Origin of the sequence: Streptomyces sp. WMMB 322 (genome assembly GCF_900090145.1) — a bacterium.
GTDB lineage: Bacteria > Actinomycetota > Actinomycetes > Streptomycetales > Streptomycetaceae > Streptomyces.
In genome coordinates, this window is sequence record NZ_FMHI01000018.1 from 93218 (window position 1) to 118086 (window position 24869).

The following is a 24869-nucleotide window of genomic DNA, read 5'->3' on the forward strand; positions in this document are numbered from 1 at the left end:
GCGGAATGCCCGGCGGGTTCAGCCGGTTTGCTCCGTCATGAGCCGACCTCCGGGACCGCGCGTCCTGTCCGAAGAAGACCTCTCAGCCCTGCTGGGCGCTCAGCACTTCAGCATCCTGGCCACCAACAGGCGCAGCGGCCACCCGCACCTGACCACCATGGTGCACAGCTGGGACCCGGAGTCCCGCGTCGTGCGTTTCTTCACCACCGCCGACCGCGTCAAGGTGAAGCACCTGCGGCGCGATCCGCGTGCGGCCGTCCATGTTCCCGGTGAAGACGTGTGGTCCTTCGCCGTCGGCGAGGGCGAGGCGGAGGTCTCGGAGATCACGACGACGCCCGGCGACGCCGTCGGCAGGGAAGTGCTCTCGATACTCCCGGAGCCGATGAGACCGGCGGATGAACGCGCGTTCCTGGAACAGCTGGTGGAGGAGCGCCGGGTGGTGATCCGGCTGAAGGTGAACCGCTTGTACGGGACGGCTCTCGACGTCGACGGATGATCATCGCCCGCCACGACCCGGGCCGGACAGGCCCTAAGCCGCGTCGAACAGCCCCGCCGGGTGCGCCGCGGCCGCGCCGAACCGCAGGCGGGCCCGGTCCGCCGCCGCCTCGGCGCGCCTGGCCTTCTCCTCACGGGCGTCCAGGGACAGCTGCAGGGAGGCGAGTTCGGCCGGCATCAGCTCCTCCGCGCGCAGGGCCACCGCGCGCACGCGGGCCCGCTGCAGCCCGAGCCCGTCGTGCATGGCGTAGGCGGCAGCGGTCAACGCCGGGGTGTGCGCGGAGGGTTCGGCGAGCGTGCGGGTGCGCGTGGTGACGGAGCGGTCGGCGTAGCGGACGGTGAGGGTCAGCGCGCGGGCCACCTGCCCGCCGGTGCGCATACGGAAGCCCAGGTCGTCGGCGAGGGTGAGCAGCGCGCGGCGGCGCTCGCCCGGGTCGGTCTCGTCCCGGGCGAAGCGGAGTTCGGAGCTCTCCGAACGCGCCGGTTCATCGGGAACCACCGGTGTCGGGTCGATGCCGCGGGCCCGCTCCCGCAGGAGGCGTCCGGTCCTCGCGCCGAGGAGGCGCTGCAGGGTGGCGGGCGGGGCGCCGGCGACGCGGCCGACGGTGTCCAGGCCGTACGAGCACAGGGTGCGAGCGGTCGCCGGGCCGACGCCGTGCAGGGCCGCGACGGGCTTGCCTGCCAGGAAAGCGGCGGTCTCCTCCGGCCGCACGACCCGGACCGCACCCGCGGGCCCGGAGTGCGCGGCCATCCTCGCGAGCAGCGGGTTGACGGCGACGCCGACGGTGCAGTCGGTGCCGTACAGGGCCAGCGACCGGAGACGGATGAGCCGGGCCAGCCCGGGCGCGTCCCGGTCGAAGTAGCGCAGCGCGCCCCGTACGTCGGCGAGCGCGGCATCCGGCGGCAGCGCCTGCACGACGGGGGTGAAGCCGGCGAGAAGGCCGAGGAGCACGGGGAACTCCGGGCGGCCCTCGTCCGTCTGCCGGTCTCCGGTCCCGAAGTGGACGTACAGCACGCGCAGTTGTGCGCCGTCCACGACCTGTCCGCGGTGGCCGCCGCCTCCGCCCGGTTCGCCGGGGCCGCCCTGCTCGCCGTATCCGCTGCGGCCGCTGTGTCTGCCGGGTCCGCCCGGTCCGCTGTGCTCCTCGCCGTGCTCGCTCATCCCGCGCTCCCCGGGCTGGAGTGCCAGAGCTTGCGCAGGGCGTTCGGAGAGCCGGCGGCATCACCGGGCGGACGAAGATCCGCCCAAGGGTGCATCTCGTAGCCCTTGGCCACCTCGACGGTGCGGCCGCCGGAGCCGCTGCCCCCGCTCCGGGCCTCGCCCTGGCCCTGCCCCTGGCCGCTCTCCTGCGTCTGCCCGGTTTCCTGCTCCGGTCCGGGCCTGCCCGGCGGCTCCGCCAGCCGGGCCGTGACCGCGTCCAGGCCGCCGGTGCGGCGCAGTTCGGCCAGCTCGGCCAGATCCCATGCCGCCGAACCGACCACGCTGAGGCTGCGCGGACCGCGCCGCTGCACCACTCCCCGCACCAGCAGCAGCCAGGAGTGGAAGACGGTGTGCGCGCAGGCGGCATGACTGTCGTCGAAGAAGGCGAGGTCGACCAGGCCGGTGCCGTCGTCGAGGGTGCTGAAGATGACGCGCCGCCCGGAGCGGATCGGCGGGGTCTGGGTCGCCGCCTTGGCCCCCGCGACCAGAACCGTCTCGCCGTGCCGCGCGTCGCGCAGCGCACGCGCGGAGTACGCGCCCAACTCCCGCAGGAAGGCGGTGTGATCGTCCATGAGGTGCCGGGAGGTGTCCATGCCGAGTACGCCGAGTTCCGCTCCCAGCCGCTCGTCCGCGTCGAGGTCGGGAAGCCCGGCCGGCTCGGGGGCGGCGGCGCCTTTCGCCAGATGGTCCAGTGCCATCTGCCCCTCGCGGGCACCGGACCGGCCGCGCTGCTGACGGTGGAGTTCGGCGATCTGCAGCAGCAGATCGCGGCGGTTGCCGCCGGGGGCGAAGGCGTCCAGGGCCCCCACCCGCGCGAGTCCTTCGGCCACGGGGCGCGGCGGCCGCGCCCGGCGCCAGAGGTCCGCCAGCGAGTCGTAGGGCTGCCCGGCGGCGATGCGCTCCGCGTCCGCCTCACTGATGCCCTGCACATCGGAGAGGGCGAGGCGGAGCCCCCACCGGAGCCGTTCCGGCGGAGGGCCGGGAAGCTCCGGGAGATCCGCCGGGAGATCCGGAAGATGCGGGACCTCCGGAAGGCCAGGGAGGTCCGGAAGGTCAGAGTGCCCGTGGGAGGGTTCCGGGGCGTTCGCGGCACCGTCCCCAACACCCTTGGAATCAGACACCAGTTCGATGCTATAGCCGACCGAGGACCGGTTCACATCCAGCGGCAGCACCGGCACCCCGCGCCTGCGCGCGTCCGCCAGCAGCAGCCTCTTGGGGTACATCCCCGGATCGTGCTCCAGCACTCCCGCGTAAAAGGCCGCCGGATGGTGGGCTTTCAGCCACGCCGACTGATACGTCGGCACGGCGAAGGCGACGGCGTGCGCCTTGCAGAAGCCGTAGGAGCCGAACGCCTCCACGATCTCCCAGGTGCGTCCGACGGCCTCGGCCCCGTACCCGCGCCGGGACGCCTCCTGCGTGAACCAGGCCCGCACCCTCCCCTGCCGCTCGCCGTCCGAGAGCGCACGCCGCGCCTCGTCGGCCATGGCACGGCCGCATCCGGTCATGACGGACAGGATCTCGATGATCTGCTCGTGGAAGACCACGACGCCGAACGTCTCGCGCAGCACCGGCTCCAGGTCCGGGTGCGGATACACGGCGGGCCGCCGTCCGTGCCGCGCCTCGATGAACGGCCGCACCATGTCGGCGACGACCGGCCCCGGACGGAACAGCGAGATGTCGACGACGAGATGGTGGAAGTTCTCCGGCTGCAGCCGCCCCACCAGGTCGCGCTGGCCCGGCGATTCGATCTGGAAGCAGCCGAGCGTCTCGGCGGAGCGGATCAGCTCGTACGTCTGCGGGTCGCCCTCGGGCACCTCGTCCAGCGCGACATGGCCGCCGCCGGTCCGCTCGATCTCCGCGACCGCGTGCGCCATCGCGGACTGCATCCGCACCCCCAGCACATCCAGCTTGAGCAGCCCCAGCTCCTCCACGTCGTCCTTGTCGAACTGCGACATCGCGATGGGTGCGCTCCCCGACCCGGGAGGGCTGAGGGGCACCTCGCCGCTGGTGGGCACGACGGGCGTACGGGCACGCAGCGAGGAGTCCGAGAGCAGCACCCCGCACGGATGCATGGCGATGCCACGGGGCAGCGCGTCCAGCGACTCGACCAGGTCCCAGAAGCGGGGCCCGTACTTCTCGGCGTCCACACCGCGCAGTTCGGGGAGTTCGTCGAGGGCGGCACGCGCGTCGCGTGCCCGGATGTGCGGGAACGACTTCGCGAGCCGGTCGGTCTCGGCGGGGTCGATGCTCAGGGCCGCGCCCACGTCGCGGATGGCGTGCCGCACCCGGTAGGTCTCCGGCATGGCGACGGCGGCGACGCGCTCCTCGCCGAAGCGGTCGAAGACGGCGCGGTAGACCTCCAGCCTGCGTGCCGACTCCACGTCGATGTCGATGTCCGGCAGGGTGGCGCGGCGCGGCGAGAGGAACCGCTCCATGAGCAGGCCGTGTTCGAGGGGATCGGCCTGTGCGATGCCCAGCAGATGGTTGACCAGCGATCCGGCGCCCGAGCCGCGCGCCGCGACCCGCACGCCCATCGCCCGTGCGTCCTCCACGACTTGCGCGACGGTGAGGAAGTAGGAGGAGAAGCCGAGCCCTTCGATGATCCGCAGCTCGTGTTCGAGTCTCTCCCAGCGCTCCCGCTGCTCCTCGTAACGCCGTGCGACCATCCCGGCCGCACACCGCGAACGCAGCACGCGCTCCGCGCTCCTGCCCCCGCCCGCGCCGACCAGCCACGGTTCGGGGAAGTGCACACGCCCGATGCCGATGTCGTACTCCGGGTCGACGCGGCAGCTCCCGGCGGTCTCCTCGGTCAGCGTCAGCAGCCGGTTCGCCGTGTCGCTCCGGTAGCCCGCGGCATGAGCGATGCGCTCCGCGGCCGCCGCCATGGCCTCCGGGCCCTTGAGCCACCGCTCGCCGCCGTCCAGTCCCTTCCGTGGGTCGACGGGGACGAGGCGGCGCGCCGCGTCCAGCACGTCGGCGACCGGACCCTGGCCGGGGTCGGCATAGCGCACCCCGTTGGCCAGTACGGGCTTGATCCCCTCCGCGGCCGCGAGACCCAGCATCCGCGCGGACTCCCGCGTCGGTACGTGCGCACCGGCCTCCAGGCGCAGCGCCTGCGTACCGAAGATCTCCCGCCAGCCGTCCAGTTGCCGTGCCGCGCGGTCGGGGCGTCCGGCGGCGAGCGACCGGCCGACGTCGGAGTCGGGGCCGAGCAGCACGGTCAGCACGTCCTGGTGCAGACCCGCTCCGGACGCCGGCGCCCCTCCCACCGCGGCCAGGTCCTCCCACTCCAGGCGGGGGCGCTCGCCGCCGGAGGCGTGGGCCGCCGTGACCAGACGGCACAGCCGCTCCCATCCCGCTGCGCCCTGCCCGGCGAGGAAGACGACGCGCTGGGCCGATTCGTCGATGAAGGCCCCGCCTCTGACGGGGGTACGGCGCCGGCGCACCGCGCTCCTGCTCTCCGGGCGCTCCGCCACGGCCAGATCCACCCCGTACACCGGGCGCACTCCGGCGCCGGCGCTCGCGCGGGCGAAGCGGACCGCTCCGGCGAGGGTGTCCCGGTCGGTGAGCGCGACCGCGTCCATGCCGCGCTCGGCGGCGCGTTCGGCCAGGGTCTCGGGGTGCGAGGCCCCGTATCTCATGGAGAATCCGGAGGCGACGTGCAGATGCACGAATCCCGGCATCGCACACACCTCCTGCCGCATCCGCACCTCTGCCCGTCCTCGGGTACACACCCACCATAGACCAGTCTGTCGAACTTGCGTTCGAACAGGGTGTGTGACGTCTCTCCGCAGCTCAGCGACGGTACGCGGCAGTCCGCACCGGGCCCGTGGACACCGGCCGGGCAGGGTGTGCGAACCGCCCCTCCGGGCGCGCCACGCCGAGGTTCCGCGCTGGGGTTCCGCGCTGGGAGAACCACCCCTCGCCCGCCCGGTTGCCCGGCCATGCTGAGCCGCATGACCCGACAAGCCGGACGCGTAGCGGTGCTCTCGGACATCCACGGCGTCCTCCCCGCCCTGGAAGCGGTGCTCGCCGAGCCGGGCGTGCGGACGGCCGATCACGTCGTCCTCACCGGAGACCACCTCGCCGGTCCTCAGCCGCTCGAGACCCTGGAGCTGCTGCGCGGACTGGGCGACCGCGCGGTGTGGGTGCGGGGCAACGCCGACCGGGAGCCGGCCGAACTCCGCGACGCAGCCGTACGCGGCGCGGGCGAGGGCGAGGGCGGGGAGAGCGGGAACAGCGGGGACGAGGAGCGGCGCGAGCGGGCGGAGCAGCACGGCGCGCCCTTCGCCATCGACCTGTGGGCCGCGGGCCTGCTGAGCGAAACGGATGCCCGGTTCCTTGCAGGGCTGCCGCGAACCGCACGGCTGGAGGTCGACGGGCTCGGCCCTGTGCTCTTCTGCCATGCCACACCTCGCGACGACGCCGAAGTGGTGCTGGCCGACTCCGGCTCCGAACGCTGGGCCGAGGTGCTGTCAGGCGTGGACACCGATGTGCGGACCGTGGTGTGCGGCCACACCCACATGCCGTTCGTCCGGATCGTTCAGGGCCTGCTGGTGGTCAACCCGGGGAGCGTGGGAATGCCGTACGGACGCCCCGGCGCACACTGGGCCCTGCTCGGTCCCGGCGACTCCGTGACGCTGCGGCGGACCACGTACGACTACGCGGCCGCCTGCGCCCGCATCGCCGCCGAGTCCGCGTACGAGGGAGCCGCGGCGTGGGCGGACGAGTACGTGCACGCGCGCAACAGCGCCGAGGACGCCCTCGCCGCGTTCGGACCGCTCGACGGCCGTGCACGGTGATCTCCCGCCACGTGTGACCGATGTCAAAGAAGTGGCCGATCGTAGCGGGGGCAGGGCAGGGTAGAAGAGCCAGCGCCCGGCCCGTGCCGCCCCGCGGACAGGCAGGGCCCGGACCCACTCGCACAGGACATGCACAGAAGGAGCCCCATGAGGATCGGGATCGTCGGAGCGACCGGCCAGGTCGGCAGCGTGATGCGGGAGATTCTGGCCGAGCGGAAACTCCCCGTCGAACAGCTGCGTCTGTTCGCCTCCGCCCGTTCCGCCGGGCGCACGCTCCCCTGGCAGGACGGCGAGATCACCGTGGAGGACGCGGCCGCGGCCGACTACTCCGGACTGGACATCGTGCTCTTCTCCGCCGGGGGTTCGACGTCGAAGGCCATCGCCGAGAAGGTCGCCTCCCAGGGGCCGGTCGTCATCGACAACTCCTCGGCCTGGCGGCTCGACCCCGAAGTCCCGCTCGTCGTCTCCGAGGTGAACCCGGACGCGGCGAGGCAGCGCCCGAAGGGCATCATCGCCAACCCGAACTGCACCACGATGGCCGCCATGCCCGTGCTGCGCCCGCTGCACGACGAGGCCGGGCTGACGGGCCTGGTCGTCGCCACCTACCAGGCGGTCTCCGGCAGCGGACTGGCCGGCGTCGCCGAGTTGAACGAGCAGGCCGGCAAGGCTGTCGAGTCCGATGCCACCAGGCTGACCTTCGGCGGGGACGCCGTGGACTTCCCCGAGCCGGACAAGTACGAGCGCCCGATCGCGTTCAACGTGCTTCCGATGGCCGGTTCCATCGTCGACGACGGCCTCGACGAGACGGACGAGGAGCAGAAGCTCCGCAACGAGAGCCGCAAGATCCTCGACATCCCCGGCCTGAAGGTGTCGGGCACCTGCGTGCGCGTGCCTGTCTTCACCGGTCACTCCCTCCAGGTCAACGCCCGGTTCGAGCGGGCGATCACGCCGGAGCGCGCGCGTGAACTGCTGGCGTCGGCACCGGGTGTGGAGCTCTCCGACATCCCCACGCCGCTCCAGGCCGCGGGCAAGGACGCGAGCTACGTCGGGCGCATCCGCACCGACGAGACCGCGGAGAACGGCCTTGCGCTCTTCCTCTCCAACGACAACCTCCGCAAGGGGGCGGCGCTGAACGCCGTGCAGATCGCGGAGCTGGTAGCCGCCGAGTGAGGCGATGAGCGCGGCGCCCCGGCGAAGGACTTCCGGGGCGTGCGGACATCACACGACGGAACCCCCGGGCACCGCCCGGGGGTTCCGCATGTGTGCGACTGTGCCCGTTTCCGGGCCGGCGCTCAGTGCGAGGTCACACCGCGCGCCTCAGGTGCGTCAGGGAAGCTGGGCACCCGTGGCCTCGAGGGCCGTAGTCACCGGCTGGAAGAAGGTCTCGCCGCCCGAGGAGCAGTCACCGCTGCCGCCGGAGGTCATGCCGAGAGCCTTGTCGCCGGCGAAGAGGGAGCCGCCGCTGTCGCCGGGCTCGGCGCAGACGTCGGTCTGGATCAGCCCGTTGACGGTGCCCTCGGGGTACGTGACGGAGGCGTCCACGGCCGTGACCGTGCCCTCATGCACCTGCGTGGTGCTGCCGCTGCGGGTGACCTGCTGACCGACCTCGGCCTCGGCCGGCCCGCTGATCTCCTGGGTGCCGCCGTCGTAGAGGTTGACGGAGCTGGGGTGGTCGACCTCGGCGGTGTACGTGGCGATGCCGTAGTCGGCACCCGGGAACTCACCGTCGCCGCTCTTGGCGATCTCCTGGCCGCCCGCGGTGTCGGACCAGCTGGCGATGGCGGTGGTGCAGTGGCCCGCGGTGAGGAAGGCCGGCTGGCCGTCGAGGGTCACGTTGAAGCCGAGCGAGCAGCGTCCGCCGTCGCCGTGGATGGCGTCGCCACCGGCGATCCTGGTGGTGTACTTGCCCGAGGTGCGCTTCAGTTCGACCTTGCTGCCCTCGGCCTTGGCTTCCTTCTTCAGCTGCGCGAGGTCGGCGCCCTTGACCGTCCTGTCGGCGGTGATGACGACCTTGTTGGTCTTGACGTCCACCATCCGCGCGGTGCCGGCGATCTCCTTCGCGGTGAAGTCGTCCTTGACCGACTTCAGCTGGGACATCGTGTGCTGGACGATTCTCGCCTCGGCACCCGCCGCCTCGACCTGCTTCTTGGCGTCCTGGTCCGTGACGTTGACGACCAGCTTCTTGGCCTTCGCGTCGTAGTACGAACCCGCGTCACCCTTGACGTCCGACGTGAGCTTCGTGGCGAGCTTCGAAGCCGACGCGCTGGTCAGGGTCTTGAGACTCGGCGCGGAGTCTTCCGAGGCGTTCGCTGTCGACAGGGTCACCGATCCGGCGACGAGGGCTGCTACGCCCGCGCCCGCGATGACCATCTGCCGCTTCGATATCTTCTTCAACTCTGAACCTCCAGTGGGGGGTTGAGGCCGCCCTTCGTGTTCCCGGGAGACGGCCCCGGAGGAAGTACGGACGCGCCCTTCGCCGAACGGAGGAAGTCACGTCCATGCCAACCCGTACGCATGAGTATTACGAGGATTGCTCTTTCCGCACAAGGCCGAGTAAGCGCCATCCGGTGAAAAGCCGGACCGTTGCAGGTCGGCCGTACACAGCGCAACTCGTCGCGTCGGCGCCGTAATCGAGTTGCAAGGGGCGACAAGGGAGCATCATGCCCTCAACTGGCACAACAAGCGCACTTGTCCCGTTCTGTCCATCGATTCCTGTTTGATGCGCCGGATTTCGCCGAGGGCTCCGCAGTGAAAGCAGAAAATGATTCGGAAAACTCCGCGAGTTGAGTTTCCCGGTGCCTCCCGGCGGGTTCCCGTGAATTCCGGCCGCCGGCACTCCGGGCCCGATCGACGAGCGGACCGCGTGCCCCGCTCGCGAAATCGGCGCCCGCCCACGTCAACAGGCCGCAACCGCCCGCAACATGACCGGCCACCCCCGGAGGGAGAGACCGAACGCCCCTTCCACGCCTCCCTGTTGACCCGTCGCACAGTGTTTCGTGTGTGTCGGAGGGCGGCATCACACTGGCGACAGTCCACCATGGGGTGCGGCAACGACCCGTACCGTCTGCTCCCGTCCGCACAGCGGCGGGAGATGCACAACTTGCACACCGTCACCACACGTGCGCCACAGGTTCCTTGACCCGGCGCCATAGGTTCTGCACCAGTACCGTCACGAAACCCGTACCGGGCAGGTAACCGCTTGGCGCAACATCCGCATCATGGACGACCATAGAGATGCGGACTCCCGGGGGGAGCTGCTCGATGTGACCGCGGACGGACCGCGCAGAGGAGAGGAGGCGTCCATGGGATCGGTGCGCAAGGCGAGTGCCTGGCTGGGCCTCGTCGACGACAGCGAAATGCGTTACTACGACGACGACTACGCCGAGGGACCGGAGCCCGGTGACGCCGCCCGCGAGTCCTGGGTCACCGACCCGCGGATCCGGGTGACTGCGGAAGCCGCACAGGACCAGGGCACCCGGATCGCAACCGTGACGCCCGACGGGTTCCGTGACGCGCGCGGGATCGGCGAGCTGTTCCGGGACGGCGTTCCCGTCATCATCAACCTGACCATGATGGAGTCCGCGGACGCCAAGCGCGTCGTGGACTTCGCCGCCGGCCTCACCTTCGGGCTGCGCGGGTCCATCGAGCGTGTGGCGACGCGCGTGTTCCTGCTGACGCCCGACGACTACAGGATCGTCGGCGGCGAGAACCGCCGCGCCGCAGAGGGCGGCTTCTTCAACCAGAGTTGATCCGGTTCGACCGGAGTTGATCCGGGACGCTCGCCGAGTCACCGCTCTCCCCCGGCAGTTGGCGCCGAGGGTGGCAGTGCCGTGCCCCTCCGCGCGCCCCGCGTCCGGTAGCGAACGCCTCAGGGCCGTGTGATCCCGCTCGGCAGGAGATCGCTGCCGTCGCCCTGCCCCTTGCCCTGCCCCTTCTTCCGGTCGCGTCCGTTCCCGTTCCCGGAGCCGTTGCCGCGCGGGGTCCCGTTCCCGCCCGGGGCGCCGTTGCCCCTCCCCGAGCCCGCCGAGAGCGCATGGGGAACCGCTCCGCTGCGTTCCTGGCTCCCGTCGGCCTGGCGGGGCAGCCGCCCGCGCACGGACGCGGGCGCGGGACGCCCGCCGTTGCCCTCGACCGCGTGAGGCTCCTCGTCCCGCCCGTCCTCCTCGCCCCGCCGGCGGTTCTCCGGGGCGGTCTCCGGGGCGGAGGTCTCCTCGCCGCGGGCCGGGGCCCCGTCCGCCGCGGTCTTCCCGTCCGCCCCGCCGGAGGCTCCGCCGTCCATGGCGCGCGGAAGCCTCAGTGCCGCCAGGGCGCCGAGGAGCAGCAGTACCGCACTGGCGACCAGCGTGACGTGCATCCCGTGTACGAACGCCTCGCGCGCTGCCGAGCGGAGCGCTTCACCGGCGGAGCCGCCGACCTGGGCCGCGACGCCGTACGCCTCCCCGAGCGAGTGGCTGGCGTCGCCCCTCGCGGCGGCGGGGACGCCGGGCACGTCCCGCACTTCGGGCGCGTATGCCGCGTTCATCACGCTGCCGAGCACCGCGATGCCCATGCCGGCCCCCAGCTGGTACGCCGTCTCACCCACCGCGGCGGCGCCTCCGGAGCGGGAGGCCGGCGCCTCGTTGAGCATCGACTCGTAACAGCCGAAGAGCGTGGTCTCCAGACCGAATCCCAGCAGCACGAACCCACCGACGAGCAGCACCGGCCGGTCCTCCTGGCCGAGGCCCATCAGGCAGAGCACCGCGACGGTGGTGACCAGGAATCCCAGTCCGACCATGCGCCGCGGGCCGAGCAGCCCCAGCAGCCGGGAGCCCGCCAGTCCGGCGGCGATGGCCGCCAGGGACAGGGGCAGCAGCCGCAGACCGGTCTGCAGCGGCGAGAGTCCGAGCACCAGTTGCAGGTACTGCGCGGCGATCAGGGCCAGCCCGACGAGGGCGAGCACCGTGAGCACGATGCAGCCCACCGCCGTGCCGAAGGCGCGGCGCGCGACCGTACGGACGTCGATGAGCGGGTACGTGCGCCGGCGCTGCCTGCGCACGAAGACCCCGAGCAGCGCCAGCCCCGCCGCCAGCGGCACGAGGGTGCCCGCCGAGAAGGGATGGCCGCCGCCGGCGTGCTTGACGCCGAGGATGAGACCGAAGAGGCCGCCGGCGGCCACGACGGCGCCGAGCACGTCCCAGGGACCCCGGCGGTCGCCGGTGGACTCGGGCAGCAGCCAGCGCCCCACGACGAGGCCGGCGGCCATCAGCGGAATGTTGACGAGGAAGACCGAGCCCCACCAGAAGTGCTCGAGCAGCAGCCCTCCGACGAGCGGGCCGACCGCGGCTCCGACCGCGGCGACGGCACTCCAGATGCCGATGGCCAGCGCCCGCTCACGGCGCTCGGGGAAGACGTGGCGAAGGATCGACAGCGTCGCCGGCATGATCATCGCACCGCCGACGCCCAGCAGAGCGCGTGCCCCGATGAGCATGCCCGGTGTCTGTGCGTACGCGGCCAGAGCGGATGCCGCGGCGAAGAAGGCGTAGCCGAAGAGCAGCACCCGGCGACGTCCGGTCCTGTCGCCGAGCGTGCCGAACATGATCAACAGGGAGGCGCAGACCAGCGGATACGCGTCCACGATCCACAGCAGTTCGACGGAGCCGGGCCGAAGCTGTTCGGAGACGGCAGGCACGGCCACGTGCAGCACAGTGGCGTCGACGGCGACCAGCAGCAGGCTGGCGCAGAGGACGACGAGTACCGTCCACCGGTTCACGCGGGGCGCGTCGCCGGAGACGTGCCGGGCTGTCCCGTGCGCCGAAACGTCAGCCGTCTCGTGCGCGGGAACATCCGCCGCCTCACCGGCCGGTCCGCCCGTGGTCGTCCGGGACATCTGCGCACCTCCTCTCACGCTCACCCTCCGCTCGGTGGGGGATCACCGGGCCCGCTGCCGACGGTTGCCCCGAGGAGGACGGAACACTCGGGGCGGCCCGGTCGAGAGGGCGAGTGGCAAGTCAGGGTACGCGAGTCCGCCGGGCGGCCGCGTGGCGCATCTCACCTACGGTCCGACCTGCACCGCACCCCCACGCAAGCCCTCGTGCCCTGCCCTTCCGGGCCCGCAGAGCGTCAACTCGGCGGCGCCGAAAGGGAATCCGGCCGGAAAAGCAGAACCGAATTCCGTACCGACCTGCGGTGAACAGAAATTCCGGGGCGTGTTGGCCGTCCGTACTCGGGACGGCATCCGGAATGCGGTGCCTAAACCCCGGATAAGCTGCGGGAATTCACCTGCACAAACGCCTCGGTGAGACACACTCCACATCACATCGTCATCACGAACCCTCGTCATGTGTGCGGCCACCTCTCACACCCGTTGTAACGTCGACTGGGTGCGTACCGACCGACTACTCGCCCGGCTGGAACAAGAGCCCGAGCGACCGAGCAACCGCGAAGTGCCGCGGATGAGCCGAACACGCAAGCTGTTGTTCGGCTCTACTTCGGTGCTCTATGCGGTGATTGTCGTCGCCGTGCTGATCCGGGCAGATCTGGTACGGCTCGACTGGCAAGTGATGCTCTTCCGGCCGTACAAGCAGTGGCCGCAAGTGCACGAGTTCCTGGACTACTTCGTCGTCCTGGGCCAGCGCGGCCCGACCGCCGTGCTCGTCGCGGCGTGGCTGGGCTGGCGCTCCTGGCGACAGCGCACGCTGCGTCCGCTGCTGGTCCTGGGTGCGGCGCTGCTGGCCCTCAACGTCACTGTCGGAGCCGTGAAAATCGGCCTGGGCAGACTCGGGCCGCACTATGCGACGACCGTCGGATCCGCCGAACTCTTCGCCGACGGCGATATATTTCCCTCGGGTCACACCGCCAACGCCGTTGTGACCTGGGGCATTCTGGCGTATCTCGCCACAACTCCCCGGGCCCGCCGGGTACTGTCCGTCGTAGCTGCGAACTTCGCACTCGGAGTCGGCGCGACCACCGTCTACCTCGGTACGCACTGGGTGAGCGACGTCCTGCTCGGCTGGGCCGCCGGGCTGCTGATCCTGCTCGGACTGCCGTGGGCCGAGCCCCTGATCGCGTTGTCCGAGGACCGCATCCAGGCCTGGAGGGACCGCGGGCGCAGCACGCTTCCCGGGCGCCGGCTGGTGCCTTCGCCGCTCTCGCCCGTCACCCGGCAGGCCTTGGTGCCCTCGGGCAGGGCGGTACCGGCCGAGGAGCTGGCGACGCAGGACGAGGCACACGGGGAGACGGCGGTCATCGGCGGCCGTGCGCCCGCTTCGACCTCGTCGGGCACCGGGATCGGAGCGGCCCGGCTCTACCACGTGCCCGGCCGTCAGCACTCGCTGCGGGCCGAACGGGCACCGGTCGGTCCGCAGCCTCCCGTGCGCCCCTACTCGGACCGCTCACAGCCGCGCGCAGCGCGTCTGCGGCCACGAGGCCAGTAGCCGCACGGCATTCGGCCCCGGCGTCCCTCCACGGGATGCCGGGGCCGGATGCCGTGCCGGGGGCGGCCGGTATCAGCCCTTCCAGCAGCGCACCACGTTGCCCGTGCTCTTCTCGACGGCGAAGTTCAGCCGCCCGCTCAGGAACTCCATGGTGATGATCGCGTCCGGCGGCAGGGAGCGCACGGTGGTCCAGCCGCGTGCGTACGCCTGCTCCTCGGCCGCCTCCGCCGTGAGTCCCACGTAGCTCTCGGGGTCGTCCTGCGGGTTTTCCTGGGCTGCGGGTTCCGGTGACATGCCGCCACCGTACCGCCGGAAGTCCGGGCAGTATCGTCAGCTCGTCACACTCTTGTCACAAAGACCCTTGTGCGCTTCACCCTTCACCATGTCACTCGTACGTGGGAAGTCGGCGAACTCTCATTTCACGCCCCGCTGCGCACGGAATCGGTCGCGGAAATTCCACGGCGGACGCACCGTCAGGAATTGCGGTATTCCGCGAATTCACTTCGCTGCCCGGATCCGGTAACGCTGAGGAAGCACTCGGAACTGTGCGTCGCGACTGCATGCACAATTCCGGCGAAACAAGCTCCCGGTCGCGCTCGGCGCTACGGGCCCACTCCCCGGAGGAAGAAGAGCAAGCGTCAGGAAGGACGAGGAACCAAGTCAAGCAGTCGCACAGTCCTCAACTTCCGCCCAGGGCACCGTCCAACCTGTCTCTCAATGCCCTGACCTGCGAGAACAACCGTTCTGGAGCGCGTACTTCAAAGTCGAAACCGAGCATCAGGATGTGCGGAAGGATCACTTCCAGCGACGGACCGCCGGTGTGCAGCAGGCAGCTGTGCTCGTCGACCGCCTCCAGAGTGCCTGTCGAGACCGTCACCGCCCCGGCCGCACGCTCGACCGGCACCCGCAGCAGCACCGTCACCTGCTCCGCGTACGCCCTGACCGCCACCCCCTCGGAGACCCATGCCGCCAGGTCCTCGGCCGGCGGCGTGCGGGGAACGAAGCGCGGCCCGTGCGGGGGCGTGAGCGTGATGCGGTCGACGCGGAAGGTGCGCCAGTCCTCCCGCTCCGTGTCCCAGCCGACCAGATACCAGCGCCGGTAGGAGCTGACCATCCGGTGCGGTTCGACGACGCGTCGGCCGACGGTGCCGTCGTGCGTCTCGTACGAGAAGCGCAGCTGCTGGTGATCGCGGCAGGCATGGGCGAGTTCGGTGATCACCGACGCCTCGGCCGCGGAACCCTGGTGGGCCCGCGTCATCGGGACGGTGTAGGCGCTGAGCGCGTTCACCCTGCGACGCAGCCGGTGCGGCAGCACCTGTTCGAGTTTGGCCAGCGCACGGCCGGAGGACTCCTCGATGCCCTGCACTCCCCCTGCCGCGGCGCCCCGCAGACCGACGGCCACGGCGACGGCTTCCTCGTCGTCCAGCAGAAGTGGGGGGAGTTGGGCGCCGGCGCCCAACTGGTAGCCGCCCGCGGTGCCCCTGCTCGAATGCACGGGATAACCCAGGCCCCGCAGCCGGTCCACGTCACGCCGGACAGTCCGCGGAGTGACACCGAGCCGCTCCGCGAGTTCGGCGCCCGACCATTCACGCGGGGACTGCAGAAGGGAGAGCAGGCGCAGAAGCCGTGCCGAGGTCTCGACCATGCAAATGAGTCTGCCACCTGCTGCGGACATGTTCTGTCCGCAGCAGGTGGCAGAAAGAGAGAGCTCTCCGGCCCGTGATCCGGGCCGTGCTCACGGGTCGTGGTTCCGGCTGCTTACCGGATCGCTACCAGCGATACCAGCGGGCCTTCGTCCCCCCGGCGTTGGTGCTCCGCAGCAGGAAGCCGAGCAACCAGATCACCAGGACCGCCACAGCGATCCACCACAGAGCCTTCAGTGCGAAACCGGCGCCGAAAAGGATCAACGCCAGAAGCAGCACGAGCAGAATGGGAACCATTCGTTCAACACCTCCTGGGCTGTGGGTGCCCCGCTCACGGTTTTTACACCACCCCGTCGCAACCAAGTCGCAGAGAGAGGTCGTTGCCGAGGGTGTAGTACGGCCTCACGGAGCGGATCGCGCCGTGAGGCCCGGTCACACGCTGCGGCGGGTAAGTGAAGATCTTCCCCTTGTCCGGCACGTCGTCCAGAATCCGGGCGAGCCGAACGGGCTCCTCACCGGACGACGGGCGCACCCACAGGTCCCACACCCGGTGCCCGGACACGACGGCGTCCAGAGGCAGCTGGGCGGTGAAGGGCGGATCGGGCTCCGAACTGTCCGGGCAACTGCCGCCCTTCTCCTGGCCGCCCGGGTCCGTTCCGTCCAGGAGGACCGGAACGCTCACGGGTTCCCGGACCTCGCCCTCACCGCCGCGGGGATGCGCCTCCAGGCGCGCCGTGACGGAGAGCCGGGCGCCGTAGAGCCTCCCCCGCAGCACCAGGCAGCCGTCCGAGACGCACAGCGGGCCCGCCTCCGCATGCGGCCAGCGCAGCCATGAACGGACCGTGAGGTTCCCGTACTTGGTGGCATACGGGATGCGAACGCCCAGCCAGGTGCGCCCCTGGCGCGGCACACGGCCGATCAGCGACCGCAGATCGTGAACACCGGGCAGCAGCCTGCGCGGTTCGCGGCCGTCCAGCGCGAGGTAGGCGTCCCAGCGCCCTTCGGGAAGGCTCATGATGCTGGGCAGCACCGCCCGCAGCGTTCCCTCCCCCTCCGCGGGCCCCAGAGGCAACCGGACGGTGTCGGCGGGTCCGTCGCCGCCCCGCAGCCGGAGCAGCATCGCGGCGTCACCGGCCGGTGAGCCGGCGCCCGCGGTGCCGCCGCCGGGCAGCCTTACGTCGAAGGTGAGCCCTCCGGCGCTGTCCGCCGTGCAGTCGGCGCGCGGGCGCACGGACGCGGGAGGGGCGCCGGACGCCGGTGGGCGCACGGTCTCGTCGTCACGGGGAGCGCCGCCCGCGGCTCTCGCGTCCTTGCCGGCTCCGCGTGTCCGGCCCGGCCGCTGTGCCTTCGCGGCCCGCCCCGTCCGTCCCCGGCGTGCTCTTCGTCCCGCCCTGGTGGCCGTTCCGGCGGGGGCCGGTGGTGCGCCCGTGGCCGGGTCCGCCCCCGGGGCTTCCGCGGCAGCCTCCCCGCCCGCGGGCGGGGACGGGACGGCGGTTGCCATTGCTGCGGGCGTTCCGGCGGCGTAGGTGGTCATGCGCGTCCTCCTTGCAGTGCGAGTCCCGCGCCCTTGAGCGCGTCCTTGGCCGCGTAGGCGCCGCCGAGCAGCACCCCGCGCGCCCTGTGCAGGGCGCCGCCGCGGCGGTTGACGAGGGCGGTCATCAAGTCTTCGTAGCGCGCGCCCACTCGGGCCGGATCGAAGCGGGACGACGAGGCGAGCGCTGCCTGGCCCATCCGCTGCCGCAGCGCGTCGTCGTTCATGAGGCGCAGCAGGGCGCCGGAGATGGACGGCACGTCGCCCACGGGCGCGAGGAACCCGTCGACGCCGTCGCGGAGGATCTCGCCGGGCCCGTGGGGGCAGTCGGTGGCCACGACCGGCAGTCCGCAGCGCATGGCTTCGACGATGGTCATCCCGAAGGACTCCAGACTCGAAGTGACGGCCCCGATCGCACCCTTGGCCCACTCGGCCTCGATGGGATGCGCCGGGCCCATCAGGAACACGTGGTTGTACAGGCCGAGTTCATCGATCAGCGCGCGCAGCCGGTCACGCTCCCGCCCGTTGCCGTAGATCCGCAGCTCCCAGTCGGGGCGTTCGGACACGGCCCGTCCGAAGGCGCGTATCAGCACGTCGTAACGCTTGGCGGGGGCGAGCCGCCCCGCGGCGACGACTCGTTTGCCCGTCCCGTCGGACGGTTCGACATCGGGTGCGGGAACGCTGTTGGGCAGAGCCTCGATCCGTACGCCCGGCAGCCGCATGATGCGGCGGTAGTCGCGGGCGTCGGCCTCGGTGACTGTGGTGACCGCGTCCAGCCGCGGATAGGTGGCGCGCAGCATCAGCTTCAGCCGCGCCGGGTGCGTGGCGAGCGTGAGGTGTTCCTGGCCGAGACGGGCCGGTCCACGCCGCGTCTGACGGGCCATCTGCACATTGAGCCCGGGCCGGGTGCCGACGACGACGTCCGCCGTGGTGCTCCCCAGATGCTCGCCGATCCGGCGGTCGGTCAGCGCGCTGTACTGCGGATGCCGGCCGTCGCCGCGCGGGAACACCCGTGCCGGCAGGGCGTGTTCGGGATCGTCCCCCTCGTAGCCGGGGCTGTGGCGGCGCATGTCGATCAGTGACCGCAGCCGCACGCGCGGACCCGGGTCGAAGAACGGCTTGTCCCGGTACCGGAAGACCGAGACGACCTCCACATCGTGCTGTTCGGCAAGCGTCCGCGCCAGGTTGAACGTGGTGCGGACGGTTCCCCCCATGCCGTATGCGCCGCTGATCAGAAAGGAGATGTGCATGGCCCCGACTCCCGCATGTGTAGAGCGTTCGTTCCCCCGAGTACTCCTTGGTCGCTTGCTAGACCGGCCCGGGTTGGTGATGGTTGGCCGCAATCGAGGTTTTGTTCCAGAAGAGTTCCGGCATTGTGAAGAAAATGCTGGAACTCGACGGGCCCGTGCGGCGTTCCTCCGGTCCCGTCCCCGCCGTTGCCCGGCGGTCCGATTCCGCGTCCGGTCACGCGTGACCGGGACCACGGCTCCCCCGTTGTTCATACGGACAAGAACCGAACGCCCAGGGAGCCCCCGTGTCCCCCATGCTCGATGTCAGCGACGAAGTACGCGCCGAGATCGGCGATGACGAAGCCAACCGGCTGCTCACGGGCGACAACGCCCCGGGCAGCTACGACTGCACCTCGTGCCGCGCTCCGGGCGACACGGGCCGAATCCCCACCAGCACAGTCCTGTTCGTGGGCGAGGAGACCGCAGTGCTTGCCTTCGCGCACGCCACGTGCGTCCCGTCCCAGGTGATCAAGGTCTCCGAGGAAGAGGTCCAGGGAGCGGTCCGCACGATCACCGCCGACGCCGCGGCCGCAGCCCATGCCGCTCCGCCGGCGCCCTCCCTGCCCGCACAGGCGCCGGCGCCCGTACCTCCGCCCGGGCCGGCGGGACCGACGGCCCCCATGGCGGCAGCCGCGCACGCCCCCGCGCCGGCGCCCCCGTACGACTCCGCCCATGCCCAGGCTCCGGCCCACACCCGGGAGCCCGCGCCCGGCCCCGCCCGGCCCGACACCGGCCGGTCCACGGAGCACGCCGTACTCGGCGTCACCTGCGGGCAGATCCTGATCGACGAGACCCTGCACGCGGCCGTCGTCGTCGAACCGACGGCCCGCATCGCCCGCCCCGGCTCCGACGGACACGGCGACGACTTCCTGCCCCTCCTGGTGGAACAGGGCTTCATGCCCGTCACGGGACTCACCCAGGCCCCGGCGCCGGTGCCGGGCTGGTCGGTCCTCGTCGCCATGGGCCAGCTGCACGCGATCCTGCAACCGCCCACGGGCGGAAGCCTCCAGCAGAACATCTGGTGGCAGGCGCACGAGGCACTGCCGGTCACCGACGGATGGCGCACTGCCGCGAACCAGAGCAACTCGGTTCTGGTCTACGCCGCTCCCGTCGGCTCCATCGGCCGGCAGCCACGTGAGGACCTGCTGCGTGAGGCACTGGTTCAGGCCGCCGCCAAGGGCGTCCTCGTCGCCGCGGCCATGCCGCTCGCAGGGTCCTGACCCAGGCAGGGACGGCCCGTACCGTGAGTACGGTCTCGCACGTACGGACCACGGCCGACCCCTGCGAACAGGTCATCCGCCGCGCCGCCCCGCATCCGCGGGGCGGTGCGGTCGTTGGCCCAGACGTGCAGCCTTACGAACCTTCCCGAGCTCCCCGTCCCTACCGCGACCACGGCAGAGGCCCCGGCCTCGGCATCCCCGCCATGCGGACCGGCCACGGCTCCAGAGCCGGCAACGCCTCCTCCACGCCCATCTACGACGCGCTGTACGCCGAGTACAGCAGGCTCTTCCGCACGCTGCCCGGCGACCGGACCGGCGAGGAGGAGCTGCGTTTCGAGGGCTTCGGCACGGTGCACGGCACCGGCAGCTGGGGCAGCGAGAACTGGCAGCACGACTCGCTGCCGCGGCGGAGCACCCGCGTACCGGCGGCGCTGCCACCGGGCCCGCGGGACGGCCAGGCGTACTGATCCGGTCACGGCGGGCCCGGAAGCGAGCCGGTCCGGGGCCGCCGTTCCGCGCCCCGGCTCCGCTGCTCCTGCCCCGGCTCCGCGGCTCCTGCCGTTTCCGCCGGCTACTTCTTCCTGCCGCGCTTCTCCCGCACGCGTACAGAGATGTGGATCGGCGTCCCGTCGAATCCGAACTCCTCGCGCAGCCGGCGCTCAACGAAGCGCCGGTAGCCGGCCTCCAGGAAGCCCGAGGCGAAGAGCACGAACCGCGGCGGACGGGTCCCCGCCTGCGTCCCGAAGAGGATGCGGGGCTGCTTGCCGCCTCGTACCGGATGGGGGTGGGAGGCGACGATCTCGCCGAGGAACGCGTTCAGCTTCCCTGTCGGCACCCGCGTCTCCCAGCCCTCCAGGGCCGTCTCGATGGCGGGAACCAGCTTCTCCATGTGGCGCCCGGTGCGTGCGGAGATGTTCACGCGCGGTGCCCAGCGGACCTGGACCAGGTCGCGCTCGATCTCCCGCTCCAGGTAGAAGCGCCGCTCCTCGTCGAGGTTGTCCCACTTGTTGTAGGCGAGGACGAGGGCACGCCCCGCCTCCACCGCCATGGTGATGATGCGCAGGTCCTGGACGCTGATCGGCTCGGTCACGTCGATCAGTACGACCGCGACCTCGGCCTTCTCCAGCGCGGCAGCGGTGCGCAGCGACGCGTAGTAGTCGGCGCCCTCCTGGAGGTGCACCCGGCGGCGGATGCCGGCGGTGTCGACGAACATCCAGTTCTTGCCGGCCAGTTCGATCAGTTCGTCCACCGGGTCACGGGTGGTGCCCGCCGTCGCGTCGACGACGACGCGGTCCTGCTTCGCGGCCTTGTTCAGCAGCGAGGACTTCCCGACGTTCGGACGGCCGATGAGCGCGACCCGCCGCGGACCTCCCGCGCCGACGCCGCCGAAGGTCTGCTCGGGTGCCTCGGGCAGCGCCTCCAGCACGACGTCCAGCAGGTCGCCCGTGCCGCGTCCGTGCAGTGCCGAGACCGGGTGCGGCTCGCCGAGGCCCAGTGCCCACAGATATGCCGCGTCGGCCTCGCCGGTCGGGCCGTCGACCTTGTTCGCGCACAGGACGACCGGCTTTCCGGCCTTGCGCAGCATCCGCACGACGGCCTCGTCGGTGTCCGTCGCACCGACCTGGGAGTCCACGACGAGGACCACGGCGTCCGCGGCCTCGACGGCGAACTCCGCCTGGGCGGCGACCGTGGCCTCCATGCCGAGCACGTCCTGTTCCCAGCCGCCGGTGTCGACGACCTTGAAACGGCGGCCGGCCCACTCGGCCTCGTAGGTCACGCGGTCGCGGGTCACGCCGGGGCGGTCCTCCACGACGGCTTCGCGCCTGCCGAGGATGCGGTTCACCAGGGTCGACTTGCCCACGTTGGGGCGGCCGATGACGGCCAGCACGGGAAGCGGGCCCTGCGAGGCCTCCTCCAGGGCGCCCTCCACCTCCTCGGCGTCGAACCCCTCTTCGGCGGCGAGCTCCATGAACCGGTCGAACTCGGCGTCGCCGAGCTCACCGTGGTCATGCCCGGGCTCGTACACGCCGTGCTGTTCGTTCTCGTCCATCGGATCTCGTCCTCGTCGTTCTCGTTCAGGTGGTCCGCCGCGGTGCGCGGCGCTCCGCACCACGGCTGCTTCAAGTCTGCCGGGCCTCCGCCGGGGCCGTGTGGCCCTGCGAGGCACCCGTACGGGCCACTGCGCCGGTGCCCGTTTCCGGAACGCCGTCAGCGCTCCGTGCGCCTCCTCGCCTCCGCCAGGTGGTCCGTGAGCCGCCGCTGGATCCGCACGGTGGCATCGTCCAGCGCGGCGCGCGTACGTCTGCCGCTTCCGTCGCCCGCGTCGAACGGGTCGCCGAAGACGACATCGATGCGGCTGCGCAGTGCGGGCAGAGCCCTGACGAGCCGGCCCGGCCGGTCGTTGCTGCCGAGCACCGCGACCGGGACGACGGGCGCACCCGAGCGTACGGCGAAATAGGCCAGGCCCGCCCGCAGGGATGCGAAGTCGCCCTCGCCGCGCGTGCCTTCGGGGAAGATGCCCATCACCCCGCCGCGCTCCAGCACACCCAGGGCACCGAGGACGGCGGCACGGTCGGTGCTGCCGCGGTCGACCGGGATCTGCCCGATACCACGGAGGAACGAGCCGAGAGGCCCCTTGAACATCTCCTGCTTGATGAGGAAGTGCACCGGGCGCGGAGCCGTGCCCATCAGCATCGGGCCGTCCACGAAGTGGGAGTGGTTGACCGCCAGTATCGCGGGCCCGCTCGGCGGCACGCGCTCGGCGCCCAGAACACGCGGACGCCACAGGCCGTGCATCACGCCGAGGCCGATCCGCCGTCCCGCCGCCGCCCCTCGCGCACCGGGCGCGGAGCCGGTCGATGTCACTTGGAGATCTGCCCCGCCTTCTCGTCGGAGCTCCCGGCGTCGCGGCCGTCCCCGCGGCCGCTCTTTGCGGAAGCGGCCTTCTCGACGAGCGTGACGACGCACTCGACGACCTCGTCCAGCGTGAGGCGGGTGGTGTCGACCTCGACGGCGTCGTCGGCCATCTTCAGCGGGGAGGTCTTGCGGCCGCTGTCGGCCGCGTCCCGCTTGATCAGCGCCTCGCGGGTGGCCGAGAGGTCGGTGGCCTCCTTGCCCTTCAGCTCCCCGCTGCGGCGGGAGGCACGGGCCTCGGGCGAGGCGGTGAGGAAGATCTTGAGGTCCGCGTCGGGGAGGACGGTCGTGCCGATGTCCCGGCCTTCGACGACGATGCCGCCGGCCGCCTCGGCCGCGATGGAACGCTGGAGCTCGGTGATGCGGGCCCGCACTTCGGGGACGGCGCTGACGGCGCTGACCGCCGAGGTGACCTCCTGGGTCCGGATCGGCCCGGAGGCGTCCGTGCCGTCGACGGAGATGGCGGGGGCGGCCGGGTCGGTGCCCGAGACGATCACAGGGTCCGCCGCGGCCGCCGCCACCTTCGCGGGGTCGTCCACGGGAACACCGTGGGTCAGCATCCACCAGGTGACCGCCCTGTACTGGGCGCCCGTGTCCAGATAGCTGAGACCGAGCGCCGTCGCGACAGCCTTGGAGGTGCTGGACTTGCCCGTGCCGGAGGGGCCGTCGATGGCGACAATCACTGCAGACACGCTGTGGGGGACCTTTCTGGAACACGGGCAGGGCGAGCGGGGCCGTGCCGTACCGGCCCGGGCCCAAGGCTACCGGCTCGGTGAAGGGCTCAATTCCGCCGCCCTCGCACGGCATCGGCGCCCCTGGCCCGTCTCCTCGCGGCCCCGGCGAGTGCGTTCACTGCTGCCGGAGGGCCCAGCCCCGCTCCCGCAGCGCCGTCTCCAGCGCCGATGCCGCGCCGGGCTCGACCATCAGCTGCACATGGCCCGCCTGCTGGCCCGTCGCGTGCTCGATGCGCACGTCCTCGATGTTGACGCCCACGGCGCCGGCGTCCGCGAAGATCCGTGCCAGCTCTCCCGGCCGGTCGCTGATGAGGACCGCCACGGTCCGGTACGCGGCCGGTGCCTGGCCGTGCTTGCCGGGCACCCTGGCGCGGCCCGAGTTGCCCCGGCGCAGCACGCTCTCGATGCCCGTCATGCCGCTGCCGCGCTTGTCGTCGTCGGCCGAGCCGAGCGCGCGCAGCGACCGCACGGCCTCGTCGAGGTCGCTCGCCACCTCGGCGAGGATGTCAGCCACGGGCCCCGGGTTGGCGGAGAGGATCTCCACCCACATCCCGGGGTCGGAGGCGGCGATGCGCGTGACGTCGCGGATGCCCTGACCGCACAGGCGCACGGCCGTCTCGTCGGCGGCCTCCAGCCGGGCAGCGATCATGCTGGAGAGCAGCTGCGGCGTGTGGGAGACCAGGGCGACGGCCCGGTCGTGCGCGTCGGCGTCCATCACGACGGGGACGGCCCCGCACAGTGCGATGAGCTCCAGCGCGAGATTGAGCACCTCGGTGTCGGTCTCGCCCGTGGGCGTCAGCACCCAGGGCCGGCCCTCGAAGAGGTCGGCGGTGGCGGCGAGCGGTCCGTTCTGCTCGCGGCCCGACATGGGGTGGCTGCCCAGGTAGCTGACGAGGTCACCGCCCAGTTCGAGGACCTCACGGCGGGGCCCGCCCTTGACGCTGGCCACGTCGATGCAGCCGCGGGCGAGACCGCGGCGCTGCACGTCCGCGAGGACGCGGGCCACGTGCGCCGGCGGCACCGCAACGATCGCGAGGTCGACCCGCTCCTCCGGCTCGTCCTGCGTACCGGCGCCGAGGGCGGTCGCCGTACGGACGCGTTCCGGGTCGAGGTCGCTCAGGTGCACCCGCACTCCGCGTCCGGTGAGGGCGAGCGCCGCGGAGGTGCCGATGAGGCCTGTGCCGACGACGAGAGCTGTGCGCATTACTGGGCGATGTCCTTGCGGAGTTCGGCTGCGGCCCCGAGGTAGACGTGGTTGATCTGCGCCTTCGGCAGATCCGACTCGACGTGCGCCATCACCCGCACCACACGCGGCATGGCGCCCGCGACGTCGAGTTCCTGCGCGCAGATCAGCGGGACGTCCACGATTCCGAGCTTACGTGCGCCTGCCGCCGGGAAGTCGCTGTGCAGGTCGGGGGTGGCCGTGAACCAGACGCTTATCAGGTCCCCGGCGGTCAGGCCGTTGCGCTCCAGGACGCTCGTCATCAGCGCCGCCACCCTGTCGTGCATGTGGCCGGACTCGTCCCGCTCCAGCTGTACGGCTCCGCGCACCGCTCGCACCGCCACGCCTGCTCCGCTCCCTGTTCCCACGTGCCGCCGGGTGCTCTGCTCACCGGCGCCTTCCGCGGC

The 24869-nt window shown here is 71.7% G+C and carries 21 protein-coding genes; 7 read left to right on the forward strand and 14 right to left on the reverse strand.

Going from position 1 to position 24869, the window contains the following annotated elements:
* Positions 1–37 precede the first annotated feature (37 nt).
* Positions 38–496 (forward strand): pyridoxamine 5'-phosphate oxidase family protein, encoded by a 459-nt coding sequence (locus H180DRAFT_RS23875; protein WP_055488178.1) that lies wholly within the window; start codon positions 38–40, stop codon positions 494–496.
* A 33-nt stretch (positions 497–529) separates the two neighbouring features.
* Here H180DRAFT_RS23875 and H180DRAFT_RS23880 read toward each other — a convergent pair whose 3' ends face one another.
* A complete protein-coding gene (locus tag H180DRAFT_RS23880; RefSeq protein WP_079100363.1) occupies positions 530–1657 on the reverse strand; it encodes a DNA polymerase Y family protein in 1128 nt (375 codons plus the stop codon).
* A complete protein-coding gene (locus tag H180DRAFT_RS23885) occupies positions 1654–5379 on the reverse strand; it encodes a DNA polymerase III subunit alpha (protein ID WP_055488179.1) in 3726 nt (1241 codons plus the stop codon). The genes H180DRAFT_RS23880 and H180DRAFT_RS23885 overlap by 4 nt, the downstream gene beginning before the upstream one ends.
* A 273-nt stretch (positions 5380–5652) precedes the next feature.
* Between H180DRAFT_RS23885 and H180DRAFT_RS23890 the strand changes: the two genes are divergently transcribed.
* Together H180DRAFT_RS23890 and H180DRAFT_RS23895 are read left to right on the forward strand one after the other, a co-directional pair.
* A complete protein-coding gene (locus tag H180DRAFT_RS23890) occupies positions 5653–6498 on the forward strand; it encodes a metallophosphoesterase family protein (protein WP_055488180.1) in 846 nt (281 codons plus the stop codon).
* A gap of 147 nt (positions 6499–6645) precedes the next feature.
* Positions 6646–7668: an aspartate-semialdehyde dehydrogenase gene (locus tag H180DRAFT_RS23895; RefSeq protein WP_055488181.1), complete on the forward strand. Its 1023-nt coding sequence runs from the start codon at positions 6646–6648 to the stop codon at positions 7666–7668.
* 156 nt (positions 7669–7824) lie between these two features.
* Here the strand turns inward: H180DRAFT_RS23895 and H180DRAFT_RS23900 are convergent, their stop codons facing one another.
* Positions 7825–8868 (reverse strand): S1 family peptidase, encoded by a 1044-nt coding sequence (locus H180DRAFT_RS23900; protein WP_055488241.1) that lies wholly within the window; start codon positions 8866–8868, stop codon positions 7825–7827.
* Positions 8869–9800: 932 nt separating this feature from the next.
* On the opposite strand from H180DRAFT_RS23900, the gene H180DRAFT_RS23905 reads away from it, so the two are divergent.
* Entirely contained in the window at positions 9801–10247 is a 447-nt protein-coding gene (locus tag H180DRAFT_RS23905) for a cell division protein SepF (RefSeq protein ID WP_055488182.1), read from the forward strand.
* Between the two features lie 119 nt (positions 10248–10366).
* Here H180DRAFT_RS23905 and H180DRAFT_RS23910 read toward each other — a convergent pair whose 3' ends face one another.
* Entirely contained in the window at positions 10367–12364 is a 1998-nt protein-coding gene (locus tag H180DRAFT_RS23910; protein WP_107097752.1) for an MFS transporter, read from the reverse strand.
* A gap of 493 nt (positions 12365–12857) precedes the next feature.
* On the opposite strand from H180DRAFT_RS23910, the gene H180DRAFT_RS23915 reads away from it, so the two are divergent.
* Positions 12858–13910: a phosphatase PAP2 family protein gene (locus H180DRAFT_RS23915; RefSeq protein ID WP_055488183.1), complete on the forward strand. Its 1053-nt coding sequence runs from the start codon at positions 12858–12860 to the stop codon at positions 13908–13910.
* A 72-nt stretch (positions 13911–13982) separates the two neighbouring features.
* Here the strand turns inward: H180DRAFT_RS23915 and H180DRAFT_RS23920 are convergent, their stop codons facing one another.
* From H180DRAFT_RS23920 to H180DRAFT_RS23940, 5 genes are all read right to left on the reverse strand, one after another.
* On the reverse strand, positions 13983–14204 hold the full coding sequence (locus tag H180DRAFT_RS23920; RefSeq protein ID WP_055488184.1) for a hypothetical protein: 222 nt from the start codon (positions 14202–14204) through the stop codon (positions 13983–13985).
* Between the two features lie 385 nt (positions 14205–14589).
* Entirely contained in the window at positions 14590–15555 is a 966-nt protein-coding gene (locus H180DRAFT_RS23925; RefSeq protein WP_055488185.1) for a helix-turn-helix transcriptional regulator, read from the reverse strand.
* A 124-nt stretch (positions 15556–15679) separates the two neighbouring features.
* On the reverse strand, positions 15680–15850 hold the full coding sequence (locus tag H180DRAFT_RS23930) for a hypothetical protein (protein WP_055488186.1): 171 nt from the start codon (positions 15848–15850) through the stop codon (positions 15680–15682).
* 43 nt (positions 15851–15893) lie between these two features.
* The gene (locus H180DRAFT_RS23935) at positions 15894–17087 is read right to left on the reverse strand and encodes a hypothetical protein (RefSeq protein WP_368073145.1); all 1194 of its coding nucleotides are present in this window, start codon (positions 17085–17087) and stop codon (positions 15894–15896) included.
* Entirely contained in the window at positions 17084–18334 is a 1251-nt protein-coding gene (locus tag H180DRAFT_RS23940) for a glycosyltransferase family 4 protein (RefSeq protein ID WP_055488187.1), read from the reverse strand. The genes H180DRAFT_RS23935 and H180DRAFT_RS23940 overlap by 4 nt, the downstream gene beginning before the upstream one ends.
* 293 nt (positions 18335–18627) lie before the next feature.
* Between H180DRAFT_RS23940 and H180DRAFT_RS23945 the strand changes: the two genes are divergently transcribed.
* Together H180DRAFT_RS23945 and H180DRAFT_RS23950 are read left to right on the forward strand one after the other, a co-directional pair.
* A complete protein-coding gene (locus H180DRAFT_RS23945) occupies positions 18628–19593 on the forward strand; it encodes a hypothetical protein (protein ID WP_055488188.1) in 966 nt (321 codons plus the stop codon).
* 203 nt (positions 19594–19796) lie between these two features.
* Positions 19797–20060, forward strand: coding sequence for a hypothetical protein (locus tag H180DRAFT_RS23950; protein ID WP_055488189.1), 264 nt, complete (start codon positions 19797–19799; stop codon positions 20058–20060).
* 104 nt (positions 20061–20164) lie between these two features.
* On the opposite strand, the gene der is transcribed toward H180DRAFT_RS23950, so the two are convergent.
* From der to aroH, 5 genes are all read right to left on the reverse strand, one after another.
* Positions 20165–21643, reverse strand: coding sequence for a ribosome biogenesis GTPase Der (gene der / locus H180DRAFT_RS23955; RefSeq protein WP_055488190.1), 1479 nt, complete (start codon positions 21641–21643; stop codon positions 20165–20167).
* Between the two features lie 158 nt (positions 21644–21801).
* Positions 21802–22458: a lysophospholipid acyltransferase family protein gene (locus H180DRAFT_RS23960; protein WP_055488191.1), complete on the reverse strand. Its 657-nt coding sequence runs from the start codon at positions 22456–22458 to the stop codon at positions 21802–21804.
* Positions 22455–23198, reverse strand: a complete 744-nt coding sequence (cmk, locus tag H180DRAFT_RS23965) for a (d)CMP kinase (RefSeq protein WP_074466959.1) — start codon at positions 23196–23198, stop codon at positions 22455–22457. Before cmk ends, H180DRAFT_RS23960 begins: the two co-directional genes overlap by 4 nt.
* A gap of 157 nt (positions 23199–23355) precedes the next feature.
* Complete coding sequence (locus H180DRAFT_RS23970) at positions 23356–24444, reverse strand: prephenate dehydrogenase (protein ID WP_055488193.1); 1089 nt, start codon at positions 24442–24444, stop codon at positions 23356–23358.
* Positions 24444–24806, reverse strand: coding sequence for a chorismate mutase (gene aroH, locus H180DRAFT_RS23975; protein WP_055488194.1), 363 nt, complete (start codon positions 24804–24806; stop codon positions 24444–24446). Before aroH ends, H180DRAFT_RS23970 begins: the two co-directional genes overlap by 1 nt.
* Between the last annotated feature and the right edge of the window lie 63 nt (positions 24807–24869).